The 13,791-nt window shown below is 50.6% G+C and carries 16 protein-coding genes; 1 reads left to right on the forward strand and 15 read right to left on the reverse strand.

Annotated features, from left to right (window positions below):
• Positions 1 to 187 precede the first annotated feature (187 nt).
• The 13 genes from BZG82_RS09725 to yceD form a co-directional block, all read right to left on the reverse strand.
• Positions 188 to 967, reverse strand: a complete 780-nt coding sequence (locus BZG82_RS09725; RefSeq protein ID WP_077662112.1) for a TatD family hydrolase — start codon at positions 965 to 967, stop codon at positions 188 to 190.
• A gap of 1 nt (position 968) precedes the next feature.
• Positions 969 to 1,985: a DNA polymerase III subunit delta' gene (gene holB / locus BZG82_RS09730; protein WP_241825784.1), complete on the reverse strand. Its 1,017-nt coding sequence runs from the start codon at positions 1,983 to 1,985 to the stop codon at positions 969 to 971.
• Positions 1,958 to 2,596, reverse strand: a complete 639-nt coding sequence (tmk, locus tag BZG82_RS09735; protein ID WP_069589106.1) for a dTMP kinase — start codon at positions 2,594 to 2,596, stop codon at positions 1,958 to 1,960. The genes holB and tmk overlap by 28 nt, the downstream gene beginning before the upstream one ends.
• Positions 2,593 to 3,609 carry an endolytic transglycosylase MltG gene (gene mltG / locus BZG82_RS09740; RefSeq protein WP_077662113.1) on the reverse strand — a complete coding sequence of 339 codons (1,017 nt, stop codon included), beginning with the start codon at positions 3,607 to 3,609 and terminating at the stop codon, positions 2,593 to 2,595. The genes tmk and mltG overlap by 4 nt, the downstream gene beginning before the upstream one ends.
• On the reverse strand, positions 3,603 to 4,430 hold the full coding sequence (gene pabC / locus BZG82_RS09745) for an aminodeoxychorismate lyase (RefSeq protein ID WP_077479230.1): 828 nt from the start codon (positions 4,428 to 4,430) through the stop codon (positions 3,603 to 3,605). The genes mltG and pabC overlap by 7 nt, the downstream gene beginning before the upstream one ends.
• A 94-nt stretch (positions 4,431 to 4,524) precedes the next feature.
• Positions 4,525 to 5,763, reverse strand: a complete 1,239-nt coding sequence (gene fabF, locus BZG82_RS09750) for a beta-ketoacyl-ACP synthase II (RefSeq protein WP_069589102.1) — start codon at positions 5,761 to 5,763, stop codon at positions 4,525 to 4,527.
• A 92-nt stretch (positions 5,764 to 5,855) separates the two neighbouring features.
• Complete coding sequence (gene acpP / locus BZG82_RS09755) at positions 5,856 to 6,092, reverse strand: acyl carrier protein (protein ID WP_002541727.1); 237 nt, start codon at positions 6,090 to 6,092, stop codon at positions 5,856 to 5,858.
• Positions 6,093 to 6,249: 157 nt separating this feature from the next.
• Positions 6,250 to 6,984, reverse strand: a complete 735-nt coding sequence (fabG, locus tag BZG82_RS09760; RefSeq protein WP_077765731.1) for a 3-oxoacyl-ACP reductase FabG — start codon at positions 6,982 to 6,984, stop codon at positions 6,250 to 6,252.
• Between the two features lie 70 nt (positions 6,985 to 7,054).
• Positions 7,055 to 7,981, reverse strand: a complete 927-nt coding sequence (fabD, locus tag BZG82_RS09765; RefSeq protein ID WP_077765732.1) for an ACP S-malonyltransferase — start codon at positions 7,979 to 7,981, stop codon at positions 7,055 to 7,057.
• 19 nt (positions 7,982 to 8,000) lie between these two features.
• Positions 8,001 to 8,960, reverse strand: coding sequence for a beta-ketoacyl-ACP synthase III (locus tag BZG82_RS09770; RefSeq protein ID WP_069589098.1), 960 nt, complete (start codon positions 8,958 to 8,960; stop codon positions 8,001 to 8,003).
• A gap of 8 nt (positions 8,961 to 8,968) precedes the next feature.
• Positions 8,969 to 9,991, reverse strand: a complete 1,023-nt coding sequence (plsX, locus tag BZG82_RS09775; protein ID WP_077456000.1) for a phosphate acyltransferase PlsX — start codon at positions 9,989 to 9,991, stop codon at positions 8,969 to 8,971.
• 9 nt (positions 9,992 to 10,000) lie between these two features.
• Positions 10,001 to 10,171, reverse strand: a complete 171-nt coding sequence (gene rpmF, locus BZG82_RS09780) for a 50S ribosomal protein L32 (RefSeq protein ID WP_069589095.1) — start codon at positions 10,169 to 10,171, stop codon at positions 10,001 to 10,003.
• A 5-nt stretch (positions 10,172 to 10,176) separates the two neighbouring features.
• Positions 10,177 to 10,707 carry a 23S rRNA accumulation protein YceD gene (gene yceD, locus BZG82_RS09785; protein ID WP_069589094.1) on the reverse strand — a complete coding sequence of 177 codons (531 nt, stop codon included), beginning with the start codon at positions 10,705 to 10,707 and terminating at the stop codon, positions 10,177 to 10,179.
• Positions 10,708 to 10,983: 276 nt separating this feature from the next.
• On the opposite strand from yceD, the gene BZG82_RS09790 reads away from it, so the two are divergent.
• Complete coding sequence (locus BZG82_RS09790; protein WP_077456001.1) at positions 10,984 to 11,565, forward strand: Maf family protein; 582 nt, start codon at positions 10,984 to 10,986, stop codon at positions 11,563 to 11,565.
• 143 nt (positions 11,566 to 11,708) lie between these two features.
• Here the strand turns inward: BZG82_RS09790 and BZG82_RS09795 are convergent, their stop codons facing one another.
• Complete coding sequence (locus tag BZG82_RS09795) at positions 11,709 to 12,431, reverse strand: HAD family hydrolase (RefSeq protein WP_241837364.1); 723 nt, start codon at positions 12,429 to 12,431, stop codon at positions 11,709 to 11,711.
• A gap of 63 nt (positions 12,432 to 12,494) precedes the next feature.
• Positions 12,495 to 13,448 (reverse strand): 23S rRNA pseudouridine(955/2504/2580) synthase RluC, encoded by a 954-nt coding sequence (rluC, locus tag BZG82_RS09800; protein ID WP_077765747.1) that lies wholly within the window; start codon positions 13,446 to 13,448, stop codon positions 12,495 to 12,497.
• Between the last annotated feature and the right edge of the window lie 343 nt (positions 13,449 to 13,791).

The raw sequence follows: 13,791 nt of genomic DNA on the forward strand, positions 1-13,791 counted from the left end.
CATTGTCAGTATGGTCACTTTGACGCCAATATGACGCAATTTTGACCAAAAAATAACAGCCGTATCTGCATGTCATCAGGCGAGCTACATGCATCATAAGGCGTGAAATGATTTTATTTTACCCGCCCGATATCCAATGAAATGGCAAAAGAAGAAAAAGCCCGGCATTTTCGCCGGGCTATTTGAATTAATTAGTTTTCGCGCCGCTAAAAAGCGCAAAAAAGTTATGGCTTGTGACCTCACAAACCGTCTCAACCGTTTCTCCTTTGAGCAACGCGATATACTCGGCAACTTCCCGCACATAAGCAGGCTGGTTTTGCTTACCGCGATAAGGCACCGGCGCCAAATAAGGCGAGTCAGTTTCTACCAACAAGCGCTCTAGCGGTAAACGACGTACCACCTCTTTAAGCTCGGTCGCCTTATTGAAGGTCACGATACCTGAGATAGAAATATAAAAGCCTAGCTCAATAGCCGCCTCGGCCATCTCGTAACTCTCTGTAAAACAGTGTAGCACGCCACCCACACGTTCAGCCCCTTCCTCACGTAAAATCGTCAGTGTATCTTCACGTGCCGCGCGGGTATGAATAATCAGTGGTTTATTTAGCTCTACCGCTAAACGCACGTGCTGGCGGAAAATCTCTTGTTGCTGTTCGGCCAACTCTGGCTGGTAATGGTAATCTAACCCTGTCTCGCCAATAGCCACCACACGATCATCAGCGGCAAGGGCCTTTAAACGGTCATAATCGAACCCGTTTTCAATATCGAGTGGGTGAACACCACATGAGGCAAAGACTTCGGGGTAAGGACGAATCATCTCCAACATCGCGGGGAAGCTATCTAGCGTCACCCCCACCGAGAGAAAGTAATCGACACCTCTTGCCTTCGCTTTATCTAATACATCGGCGACATTCTGGTGTAGTGCGTCATAATCCAGTTTGTCGAGATGGCAATGAGAGTCTATTAACACGTTATTCTCCAATCGTTAATAACCACTGGCTAATCACAAGCTCAGTGTTTAGTCCTGAATGCTTGGTCAGTTGCCGTTGCATATGATGCAGCGCACGCAGCTGACTGTGTAATTGATGGGTTTGTAGCGCCTCAGCCACTTTTACTACCACGGGTTGGTGATGGTGATGAATGAGCGCGTTGGTCGCCCCTTGACGCCACTTCATCACATCAAGCAAAAAGTAGCTGGCCCAGTCCAATGAAGCGGGATAGTGTGAAACCAACTGCTCAAGCGTGTCAAATAGGCCCGAGCGCGTGACCAAGTAGTCCGCTAACTGAGTCACAACCGCATGGTGATGATCCAATCCCCCTGAGGCTACAAATTCTTTTGCCGCCAATGGTGCGCCACGATATAGCGCAACCGCATGATAAGGCACATCTCGCTGCAATGCTTGCTCGACCCATTGCTTGGCAACCTGTATCTCCGGCTGGGGCGCTTTCCATACGCTGCAACGGCTGATGATGGTCGCCAGTAAGGTGTCTAGCGAGTCACTGAGCAAGACAAAATGACAAGCTGAGGGTGGCTCCTCAAGGGTTTTGAGCAGTGCATTCGCGGCAGCTTCACCGAGCATCTCAGCCGGTTCGATAATAATGAATCGTGCACCACCCAGTTGAGACGTTTCAGTGGCTTTGCGTTGGCTTTGGCGCACCGCGTCAATACTGATTTGTTTGCCGGGTTTTTCTGGCTTTAGCCAATGTACATCCGGGTGATTACCAGCTGCATACAGCTGACAACTATGGCAGTGCCCACAAGGCTGCTCTGTCTGTGTTTGGCATAAGCGTGTTTTTGCCAACAAGCTCACCAACTCGCCACGGCCACTGCCGGTTGGCGCCGCGAGTAAAAGAGCATGCGGCAAGCGTTGTTGCGTCAGTAAGTGTTGCCAGTGAGACCACATCGGTGCAAACCAGGGCAACACCTCAGGTGCTGGGATAGATAGCGTTACTGCGTCACTCATGGCGTGTTTTGTGTCGTTAGCCATTGGGTTAGAGCCTGTTCAATGCTGCGAGAAACCGTGTCGAGCGACTGTCCCGCATCGATAGTCACCACGCTCGGATCCGCCTTAGCAAGTGCTAAATAACGTGCTCGTGTCCGTTCAAAAAAGTCGAGCTGCATGGTTTCAATTCTATCCAATTCGCCACGACCGCGAGCACGCGCTAGCCCCTGACTAGGCTCAATATCCATATACAAGGTCAGCGAGGGCGAAAAGTCGCCCAATACCGTGGCTTTAAGGCTTTGCATCAGTGCTGCATCCATACCGCGGCCACCACCTTGATAGGCTTGCGAGGACATATCATGACGATCGCCGATCACCCATTGGCCATTCGCCAAAGCCGGCTTTATGACGTTCTCTACCAGCTGTACGCGCGCCGCATACAAAAGTAACAACTCGGCTTTGTCGGTGAGAGGCTCATCCGGATGACCTTGCTTAACCAAGGTACGCATTTGCTCTGCCAGCGGAGTGCCACCAGGCTCACGGGTGGTGATCACGTCATCGATGCCATGTTGGTGTAGCACCTGCTTCACCTTTGCAATAGCCGTGCTTTTACCCGCCCCTTCGAGGCCTTCTACAACAATAAAATGGTTCTTCATTGGCTCTTTAACACTTTTAGGTAATCACGCACCGCTCGATTATGCTCGGCCAGCGTGGTAGAAAATTGATGGCCGCCTTTCCCTGTCGCGACAAAATAATAGTATTGAGTGGTGGCAGGCTGTGCCGCCGCCATCAGTGATGCCACACCCGGCATGGCGATCGGCGTTGGCGGTAGCCCTTTTATCACATAGGTATTGTAAGGCGTCGGGGTGCGTAAATCTCGTTTACGAATATTGCCATCATAGTTGTCACCCATGCCATAAATCACCGTCGGGTCGGTTTGTAAACGCATCCCCCGACGCAGCCGATTGACAAAGACGGAAGCCACTTTGGTGCGTTCGGCATCGATCGCGGTTTCTTTCTCGATAATGGAGGCCAAAATTAACAGCTCATACGGCGAGTCGATCGGCAGGTCATCAGCCCGATTTTGCCATGCCTTATTGAGCGACGCTTGCATCGCTCGGTATGCGCGACGCAACAAAGACAAATCCGTATCCCCCACATCGTAGACATAGGTTTCGGGGAGTAACAAGCCCTCAAGCTTGGTGTACTCAGCGCCTAACTGTTTGGCGATGTCAGCTTCATCAAGCCCCGTCAATGTTTGTTCGAGATGCGGTGCGGATGCCATTTGTGACTGCCACTGCGCGAAGGTGCTTCCCTCGATAAAGGTGATGGCATCTTGATATTGCTGTCCCTCACGCAAGGTGGCGAATGCCTCACTTAAGCTTTGTCCCGGATGAATTTGAAAGGTACCCGCTTGAATCCGTGTCAACTCAGGATACACCCGAGGCGCCACCTTGGCCCACACTGTCGCAGTCAGCCAGCCTTTATCTTCAAACTGATTGATAACTTTATGATAATGCGCCCCTTTCTCAATTGTCACCAGTTGTGGTGACTCAAGATTTAACGGTGAGGCCACATAGGCTTTTGTCTGCCAAAGCGTCCAGCCTGCCAGCGCGACAAGCAGACACATGAGTAGGCTGATCAGCCCGAATATTCGCTTTTTTAGCACGCGTTTAACCTCTGCTGTAATGCGCTTGCCAGCGTATGATCAGAATACGATATGTGGTCAATATGATTCACAGGGACCACTTTCATTAGGGTATTGGTGATAAAGACTTCCTCAGCTTGATAAAGCGCATCCGGTCCTTGTTGCACCATGTGACAGTGATAGTCAGGGATGTCCTCAAGCAACGCAATAACGCGCTGACGCATCAGCCCATCCACGCCGGCATAGTGCAGAGCGGGCGTATACACATCGACGCCTTGACGCCAAAAAAGATTCGATGCCGTGGTCTCGACAAGGTTGCCAAACAGATCGCACACCACCAGATCGTCGACGGTGGCTGAAGATAGCTTATTGCGTTGGTCAAGTTCGCGCTTGAGTAACACTTGCTCCAACCGATTCAGATGTTTCAGGCCTGCCAATGGGGAGGCACCCAACTGTCTTTCTGTGGTCGCCAACGAAATCCCGTGCTGCTGCCATTGATAGTAATGCTGAGGAAAAGCATGAAGGGTCACGATATCAGTTGGCTGCTGACACCCCGCGGGGCTGTAGCCGCGCCCACCTTGCCCTCGCGTGATCACGATTTTGACCACCTGCTCTTGGTTTGACTGCGCACAAGCGTGAGCGACCGTTTGCTGCAGCCGTAACCAATCGACACCATCAATCGCGAGCTGTTGGCAGGTCGCCATCAATCGTTCGAAGTGCGCATCAGCCTGCTGCAGCACACCTTGAACACTCTGGCCCGTGGTAAAACAACCATCACCAAATTGCAGTCCCCGATCGCTGATCGGTACTGTTGCGCTCGGTTGTCCATTAACCCACTGCATGATGCCTCATCACTCCACAAATAAAAACGGCCCGATAAATCGGACCGTTACTATATCAAAATCTTTAATCACTTTGCGCTCAAGACGCGTGCAATTAGATTTTCTTGAAGATCAAAGACCCATTGGTGCCACCAAAGCCGAATGAGTTACACAGTGCGTAATCCATTTTCACGTCACGGGCTTCATGCGGAACATAGTCTAGATCGCAACCTTCGTCGACATTTTCAAGGTTAATCGTTGGCGGTACCGCTTGGTCAATCAATGACATCGCAGTGATGATCGACTCAACGGAGCCTGCTGCGCCAAGAAGGTGTCCTGTCATCGACTTGGTCGAAGACACCAGAACACGGTCTGCTGCGTCACCCATCGCACGGCGAACGGCTTTACTTTCAGCCACGTCACCCGCAGGCGTCGATGTACCATGGGCATTCACATAACCGATTTGGTCTGGCGTAATACCCGCATCACGAATCGCCGCTTCCATCGCTAATGCAGCGCCCGAGCCGTCTTCGCTCGGTGAGGTCATGTGATAAGCATCGCCACTCATGCCGAAGCCAACCAGTTCACAGTAAATTTTCGCGCCACGCGCTTTGGCGTGTTCGTACTCTTCCAGCACCATAATACCGGCACCGTCACCGAGCACGAACCCATCACGATCTTTATCCCAAGGGCGCGACGCCGCTTGAGGATCGTCATTGCGGGTTGACAGTGCTTTCGCCGCCGCAAAGCCGCCAATACCGAGCTCTGTGGAGGCTTTTTCTGCGCCACCGGCAACCATTGCGTCGGCATCACCGTACGCAATCATACGAGCAGCATGACCAATATTGTGAAGACCTGTGGTACAAGCCGTTGAAATCGAGATATTCGGGCCACGCATGCCATAGTTGATAGAAACATGACCGGCGATCATGTTCACAATGGTAGAAGGAACAAAGAAAGGGCTGATTTTACGTGGGCCTTTTTCCACCAATGCACGATGGTTTTGTTCAATCAGACCAAGACCACCGATGCCAGAACCAATTGCCACACCAATACGGTGTGCATTGTTGTCATCTACAGCTAGTCCGGAGTCTTGAATGGCTTGAACACTGGCAGCAATGCCGTATTGGATGAACAAGTCCATTTTTCGTGCATCTTTCTTCGACATGTAATCTTCACAGTTGAAGTCTTTTACCATGCCGGCAAACTTAGTGGCAAAGTTGGTGGTATCGAAGTGCTCGATAGCCGAAATACCGCTTTGGCCAGCCAGCAGGGCCTTCCATGACGACTCAACTGAGTTACCCACGGGTGATAGCATACCCATGCCAGTCACAACAACACGACGCTTAGACACGATGATGTTCTCCGGAGAATATAAGTTTGGAAATTAGAATAGCTTAAAAAGAACACAGGCGGTCAAGGAGACCGCCTGGTGGGAATCAGGGATTACTCAGAAGCGCTAACTACGTAGTCGATAGCCGCTTGAACAGTAGTAATCTTTTCGGCTTCTTCATCTGGAATCTCTGTATCGAATTCCTCTTCTAGAGCCATTACTAGCTCTACGGTATCCAGAGAGTCCGCGCCTAGGTCGTCTACGAAAGAAGCTTCGTTTTTCACTTCTGCTTCGTCTACACCCAGTTGCTCAACGATGATTTTCTTTACGCGTTCTTCGATGTTGCTCATATTAATACTAGTCCTTACAAGATTCGCAGATGCGATATGTGCTGTAGTTTATTCATTAATGTGGAAGTTGCAAGACCCCCACCGCTGGTCAAACCACGATTTGGGGACAAATCAATCGGAGTTTGACGTGTGTCATTCGAGATTGCAACGTTAGAGATCAAATCATGTACATACCGCCGTTGACGTGCAATGTTTCGCCTGTGATATAGGCAGCATCGTCAGAGGCTAAGAATGCAACAGTTGCAGCAATTTCTCGAGGGTCGCCTAAACGACCAGCTGGCACTTGTGCCAGTGTTGCTGAACGCTGATCATCGTTCAGTGCTTTGGTCATATCGGTTTCGATAAAACCAGGTGCGACTGTATTAACGGTGATCCCACGTGCAGCCACTTCTCGTGCCATGGATTTGGTAAAGCCTATCACACCCGCTTTCGCTGCAGCATAGTTTGCTTGACCCGCATTACCCATTACACCAACCACTGAGCCAATATTAATAATACGGCCACAGCGTTTTTTCATCATCGCACGTAATACCGCTTTAGATAAACGGAAAATCGACGTCAAGTTGGTGTCCATAATGTCCTGCCACTCGTCGTCTTTCATACGCATCAATAGGTTATCACGCGTGATGCCTGCGTTGTTAACCAGAATGTCAACATCGCCGAATTCTTTTTTAATTGTGTCAAGCACCTCAGCGACCGACTCCGGTGAGGTGACATTCAACGCCAACCCTTTACCCTTTTCACCGAGATAGTCGCTAATCGCTGCTGCACCTTTTTCGCTGGTTGCCGTACCAATCACAGTGGCACCACGCTCAGCAAGCAACTCTGCCGTTACACGGCCGATGCCTCGGCTCGCGCCAGTCACTAGCGCTACTTTTCCGTCTAGTTTCATTCGGTTACCCTTTTAGTTGATTCTGCCGACCTCGGCCGGCAGTCACAGAATGTTATTGCCAGCTCAACGCTTACGCGTTGGCAGACGCTAAGCTCGCGCTATCGTTAACCGCCGCACTGCTTAGCGATTTATTGATGCGTTTTGTTAACCCAGTCAGCACTTTGCCCGGGCCAAACTCCAACAACTGCTCAACGCCTTCTGCAGCCATACGCTCTACAGTTTCTGTCCAGCGAACAGGGCCGTATAACTGACGTACCAAAGCGTCTTTGATCGCCGCTGGATCAGTCGGTGTTTCTACATCCGCATTATTGATCACTGGGATTTCAGGGGTATTAAAGCTCACTTGCTCAAGCGCTTGCGCTAATTTCTCCGCTGCCGGCTTCATCAACGCACAATGCGATGGAACAGACACCGGCAATGGCAGTGCACGCTTAGCACCTGCTTCTTTACACAGTACATTGGCACGCTCAACCGCTTCTTTATTACCTGCAATCACAACTTGGCCAGGCGAGTTGAAGTTAACGGGTGAAACAACTTGGTCCTGCGCGGCTTGCTCACAGGCTGCCGCAATCGCATCGTTATCCAAGCCAATAATCGCTGACATCGCCCCTACACCTGCAGGGACGGCTTCTTGCATCAATTGACCGCGCAGCTCGACAAGCTTAACGGCTTCTTTAAAGTCCAATACACCTGCACAAACCAAGGCTGAGTACTCGCCCAAGCTATGGCCTGCAAGCAATGACGGTGTTGCACCGCCTTGTGATTGCCATACACGCCAGATAGCGACAGATGCGGTCAGCAACGCAGGCTGTGTGCGATGCGTTTCATTTAAATCCGCTTCTGGCCCTTGTTGCACAAGCGCCCACAAATCGTACCCTAGGACTTCTGACGCCTCGGCAAACGTTTGTTGCACAACGCCATATTGGTCGGCCAATTCACTCAGCATACCCACGGCTTGTGAACCTTGACCGGGAAAAATAATCGCAGTAGCAGACATAGCTGTTTTCCTATTAATTTTAAAACCTGACCAGCGCGGAACCCCACGCAAAACCACCGCCAAAGGCTTCGAGTAACACGGTTTGTCCGCGTTGAATACGCCCATCCCGTACAGCTTCATCGAGTGCGGTCGGTACGGATGCTGCCGACGTATTACCGTGGCGGTCTAACGTCAATACCACTTGATCCATCGACATCGACAGCTTCTTCGCCGTCGCTTTAATAATCCGGTAATTGGCCTGATGCGGCACCAACCAATCAATGTCTGATTTTTCGAGTTGGTTGGCGGCAAGTGTTTCGGTAACGATATTCGCCAACTGGGTCACCGCGACTTTAAATACCTCATTGCCGGCCATGTACAGCCAAGCCTCATCGGCTGGTAAGGACTGACCACGCTCAGGGTATTTAAGTTTCAATAACTCACCAAATTTACCGTCGGCTTTGAGGTGAGTGGACAAGATGCCATCATTTTCATCTGCAGAAAGCACCACGGCACCAGCACCATCACCAAATAAGATGATGGTTGAACGATCATCAGGATCACAGGTGTGTGAAAGGCGATCAGACCCCACCACTAAGGCATTTTTAGCTAGCCCATTTTTAACGTATTGGTCAGCGACACTCAGCGCATACACAAAGCCAGAGCAGGCTGCGGCAATATCAAACGCCGGGCAGCCTTGAATTCCTAGCATGGCTTGCACATCACAGGCCGCCGCTGGGAAAGCGCGTTCACCACTGGTGGTCGCTACAATAATCAGATCGATGTCATGTTTATCGATGGCAGCCATGTCAATTGCTTGCACAGCAGCTTGATAAGCCATTGAGGCAACAGTATCTGTTGGCGCAGCAATACGACGTTCTTTAATACCGGTGCGAGTGACAATCCACTCATCACTGGTTTCTACCATCTGTTCAAGGTCAGCATTGGTGCGAACCTGTTCAGGCAAGTAGCTGCCTGTGCCCAAAATCTTACTATACATGAAGACTACTAATGCCTCTCGAGAAGAACTGCCTCTAAACGGTCACTTATCTTGGTTGGTATCTGCCGTTCGACCTCGTGCACCGCTTCACAAATAGCATTTTCGTAAGCGGCGATATCAGCGCGTCCGTGGCTTTTGACAACGATGCCGCGCAATCCTAGCAAACTTGCGCCGTTGTACTGGTCGGGTTTCAGCTGTTTTAGTTGATTAAAAAGATCAGAAAATAGCCATTTCGCGATCCAGCGCTTGATGGGATGCTGATTGAGATGTGTTTTTACTTGGTTAATCACCAAGCTGGCGACGCCTTCACTGGTTTTAAGCGCGACATTACCGACAAAGCCATCGCAAACAATGACATCAGTTTGGCCCGTGTATATTTGATCCCCTTCTATATAGCCGGTGTAGTTCACTGCTTGGCAAGATTGCAACATATCGGCACATCGCTTTACCAAGTCGTTTCCCTTGATCTCTTCTTCACCGATATTTAATAAGCCAATACGTGGCATACGCCCGAGCTCTGCCTGGGCCAACACCGCGCCCATGACCGCAAACTGAAACAGTGTATCTGCATCGCAAGACACATTCGCGCCGAGATCTAACAACCATTTACGTTGTTGGTTTGCGCCGGGTAACGCGGTCACCAGCGCGGGGCGGTCGACGCCGGGAAGCAATTTTAGAAGGTGTTTGGAAAGTGCCATCAGTGCGCCGGTGTTTCCGGCACTGACGCAAGCGTCTGCCTCGCCATGCGCCACTTTATCTAGCGCGATACGCATGGATGTGCCAGTGCTACGGCGTAACGCCGTTGACGGGCGCATGTCGTTAGGGATCACGTCTGGGGCATGAACGATGGAAAGTCGGGAGTGATTTTGTGCGTCGCATCGAGTGAGCTGCGCGACAATTTGTGCTTGGTCGCCCACTAAAATCACATTTAGGTCCGCAAAACGAGACAATGCCTGCACGGAGGCAGGCACTGTCACTTGGGGACCGAAATCCCCGCCCATCGCATCAAGTGCAATGGTTAGCCCAGTCAAGGTTCAACCTTACTTGTTGATAACCTTGCGGCCACGGTAGAAACCATCAGCAGTCACGTTGTGACGCAGGTGAGTTTCACCACTAGATTTGTCTACTGATACTGCTTGAGTACCCAGTGCATCGTGTGAACGACGCATACCACGCTTAGAACGGGTTTTACGGTTCTTTTGTACGGCCATTGACCCTACTCCTCGTTACTTTGCTTTAAGTTTTTTAGTACGGCAAACGGATTTGGACGCTCATCAGCAAGTGGGATTTCCCCATACACCATGTTGTCAGCACTCACTTTGCAGTCAGTGTCTTCGTGCATGGCGACCTGTGGCAAGGCCACAATCAACTCGTCTTCGACGAGCTGAATCAGATCAATCTCACCGTTTTCGTCGACTAATGCCGGCTCATAAGCATCCGGTAAGTTGCCAACCTGGTCTTCATTGAAAACCGGGCTATAAACGAATTCAGTTTCATAGCGATAGGAGAACGATTCCCAACAACGCTGACACTCAAGGCTTACTGTGACGGCCGCATGGCCAGACACGGTTTTTAACCCTTGGGCATCAATGTCGAAAGAAAGCGTGACCTCAGCATCACTATCAATGCTTTGGGCTGCCTCACCGAGGCGCGCCAAACGCGATTTATCTACGATGCCATCGTAGTCAAGCCGCTTTTGTGCACTGCGGAATGGATCAACCGTCAGCGGTAGCTTTACCTTCTGCATAGGGCGCGAATATTAGCCTCCAAATGCGCTGGAGTCAAAGAAAATGTTGCCTGTGCTCAGGCCCTTTGTTGTCTTCTTGGCAAAAGACACAACGAATCGCAATAGTAAGAAGGCTTTCCTCTCACCGTCTTCCCATCAACGCCTTGGTTCTGGCCGAGATCCGACCATACTGCATCATGCACATCGCACGTTGACGACTTTCAGGTTAGACTGAAATATGAAGATAAACCAAGCTTTTTGTGCGCATAAAGACTCACACACATTAAAGGACATGTCATGCAACCTAAAATCGTGTTGGCATCCAGTTCCCCTTATCGACAAGCGGTATTTAAGAAACTCGCCCTACCCTTTACCGCATTTTCACCCGCTATTGATGAGAGCCGGCAAGAAAATGAGCGCCCGACTGACTTGGTCGAACGTCTCGCATTAGAGAAAGCCATGGCGGGTATGCCTTTGTATGGTGACGCGTTGATCATTGGCTCTGATCAAGTCTGTGTGATTGATGAAGAGGTGCTCGGTAAACCCGGCACACGTGAAAAGGCCATTGAGCAATTGCTGCGAGCCAGTGGCAAGCAAGTCACTTTTTATACCGGCATTGCAGTCATTAACAGTAAAACCGGCCACCATCAATCCGATGTCGAGCCCTTTCATGTCGACTTTCGTGATCTCAGCGAAGCCGAGATCACACGTTATATCGATAAAGAATTGCCGTTAGATTGCGCCGGTAGTTTCAAATGCGAAGGGTTGGGCATCGCGTTGTTCAATGCCATGCACGGCCGCGACCCCAATACCTTAATTGGACTGCCACTGATCCGCCTGCGCGAAATGCTCGAAAAAGAAGGCGTCTCAGTTATTTAACCCTGCAGAAAAGTGGCGCCTTGCCCAAATAAGTGTCTAAGGCGCCATCGCATGCCCCCGTAAAGCCTCTCGCATGGTCCGGAGCCCTTCATAGGCTGTGAGCTGGAGTACGGTGCCTGAAAGATCGCCGTTTTACCGGTGACTCACAGGATAAGGCTACTCAGCGAGTCAACCACAGCAATCGGCGCGTAAGCCTGCAAAGTGTTTCGGTCGTGCACTCCCCATGTCACACCAAGACGGTCGACCATCGCATTCTCTGCCAGTTGCATATCATGATGAGTATCACCCACCATTAACGCCTGCGCTGCGCCGACACCTGTTTGTGTCAATATTTCTTTTATCATCTGCGGATCAGGCTTAGAGGCTGTTTCATCGGCACAGCGTGTCACTTCAAACAGGTCAGCCGTTCCTGTTTCGGCTAACGCTCGGTCAAGCCCAGCACGTGATTTTCCGGTGGCCACGGCGAGTTTGAATCCGTTTGCCTTTAATGCTCTGAGTGTGGCCTTCACCCCAGAATAAAGCTGGCACTGGGTTGGGTTATCATGCACAAACTGTTGACGGTAATGTGCAGTCCAGTGCGGATACCATTTAGGATCCGCGTCTGGATACAACAACGAATAGCCCTTCTCTAAACTCAACCCAATCATTTGTTTGAGTTGTTCCGGCGCAAGCGTGGGTAGATGACCGGTGAGCGCAGCCGCGGCCTCTAAGCTCGAGACAATCCGTCCGATAGAGTCCATGACGGTGCCATCCCAATCAAAGATAAGCAGCGAATAGGGTCTAAGTAACGGATGCACCGAGAGTGATTGCTCACCCTCACTCATCGCCGTCATCTCTCGTACTATCACTTGTCCGCTTTCACTCATGCATGCCTCACTATTCCACTACTTATTATCGGAAATTGTCTGATAGGGGCCGTCCGGTTGCGCTTATTTACCGGTTTTCTTCCGCAACCCCTCAAGCGCACGTTGTAACTTTGCTTCCATCGGCGCGTCGAGCTCCATGGTCTCTTCACGGCCCGGATGCACAAAGCGAATTTTCGCCGCATGCAGGAAGAGTCGATTAAGGCCGACTTGTTTGGTATAAGCATCAAAGCGCGGATCACCATAACGATCATCCCACGCGAGTGGATGACCCACGTACTGCGCATGCACGCGAATCTGGTGCGTTCGTCCCGTCACTGGGCTAGCCTGCACCAGTGTTGCCTCCGCAAAACGCTCGATCACCTTAAAGCGGGTTTCCGATGGCTTACCATTGGGGTTCACACGCACAATGCTATTTACTTCATTTTTTAATAGAGGTGCCGTGACTTTACGCTGTTTCGCAGGCCACTCCCCCATCACGAGCGCGTAGTAATCTTTCCGCACTGTCTTTTCACGAAATTGTGCTTGGAGATGGCGCAATGCCGAGCGTTTTTTCGCAATCAACAAGATCCCAGAGGTATCACGGTCAATACGATGCACCAACTCTAAAAAACGCGCGTTAGGGCGCAACGCACGCATGGCTTCGATCGCACCGAATTGTAGCCCACTTCCGCCGTGCACCGCTGTACCCGATGGCTTGTTCAACACCAAAAGATGGTCATCTTCATAAAGAATGCAGTTTTCTAACTCTGCCACTTTGTCTAGCTTTGTACTTGGCGCCACTTGCTCATCGCGCTCAGGAAGCCGAATAGGCGGCACGCGGATCAGATCGCCCGCTTGAAGCTTATATTCTGGTTTTATTCGTTTTTTGTTAACTCGCACCTCTCCTTTACGAAGAACGCGATAAATCATACTTTTTGGGACATTTTTCAGCTGATTTCGCAGAAAATTGTCGATACGTTGGCCGGCGATGTCATCGTCAATTTCGATAAATCGCACTTTTGATTTTTGTTCTGTCATAGCGAGTGATTGTACCTCTAAGCGACGGGACATGCACCTATCTAAACCCTGCCCTCAACACCGCTGAATACATGGCAGCAAAGATAATCGTGCAAAAAATGCGCACATTCGTCCGCTTTTTCTACCAACCCGACACAAGCAGCGAAAGCCGATTGCTGGACTCTGGTCTGGCTGCTATAGTTGCGGCGTTAGTCAGAAAAGGGAATCACTTTTCGGCGACATGACGGGCTTGCCTGTTAAAATATCCATAATTTCGAATGCTTTTCGTGCTTTACGCAGCACTCGGCGTAAGACGTAAGCCAAAAGCACCCGTTAGTGTGTTGACACGATGGCTGTTTGCCAG

This window comes from Salinivibrio sp. PR5 (assembly GCF_001996085.1).
Classification (GTDB): domain Bacteria; phylum Pseudomonadota; class Gammaproteobacteria; order Enterobacterales; family Vibrionaceae; genus Salinivibrio; species Salinivibrio proteolyticus.

Bases quoted from the DNA above. Each gene is read 5' to 3' on its own strand.
- holB (WP_241825784.1), bottom strand. From the start codon at position 1,985: ATGGCTAACGACACAAAACACGCCATGAGTGACGCAGTAACGCTATCT.
- tmk (WP_069589106.1), bottom strand. From the start codon at position 2,596: ATGAAGAACCATTTTATTGTTGTAGAAGGCCTCGAAGGGGCGGGTAAA.
- pabC (WP_077479230.1), bottom strand. From the start codon at position 4,430: ATGCAGTGGGTTAATGGACAACCGAGCGCAACAGTACCGATCAGCGAT.
- acpP (WP_002541727.1), bottom strand. From the start codon at position 6,092: ATGAGCAACATCGAAGAACGCGTAAAGAAAATCATCGTTGAGCAACTG.
- fabG (WP_077765731.1), bottom strand. From the start codon at position 6,984: ATGAAACTAGACGGAAAAGTAGCGCTAGTGACTGGCGCGAGCCGAGGC.
- fabD (WP_077765732.1), bottom strand. From the start codon at position 7,981: ATGTCTGCTACTGCGATTATTTTTCCCGGTCAAGGTTCACAAGCCGTG.
- BZG82_RS09770 (WP_069589098.1), bottom strand. From the start codon at position 8,960: ATGTATAGTAAGATTTTGGGCACAGGCAGCTACTTGCCTGAACAGGTT.
- rpmF (WP_069589095.1), bottom strand. From the start codon at position 10,171: ATGGCCGTACAAAAGAACCGTAAAACCCGTTCTAAGCGTGGTATGCGT.
- yceD (WP_069589094.1), bottom strand. From the start codon at position 10,707: ATGCAGAAGGTAAAGCTACCGCTGACGGTTGATCCATTCCGCAGTGCA.
- BZG82_RS09790 (WP_077456001.1), top strand. From the start codon at position 10,984: ATGCAACCTAAAATCGTGTTGGCATCCAGTTCCCCTTATCGACAAGCG.
- BZG82_RS09795 (WP_241837364.1), bottom strand. From the start codon at position 12,431: ATGAGTGAAAGCGGACAAGTGATAGTACGAGAGATGACGGCGATGAGT.
- rluC (WP_077765747.1), bottom strand. From the start codon at position 13,448: ATGACAGAACAAAAATCAAAAGTGCGATTTATCGAAATTGACGATGAC.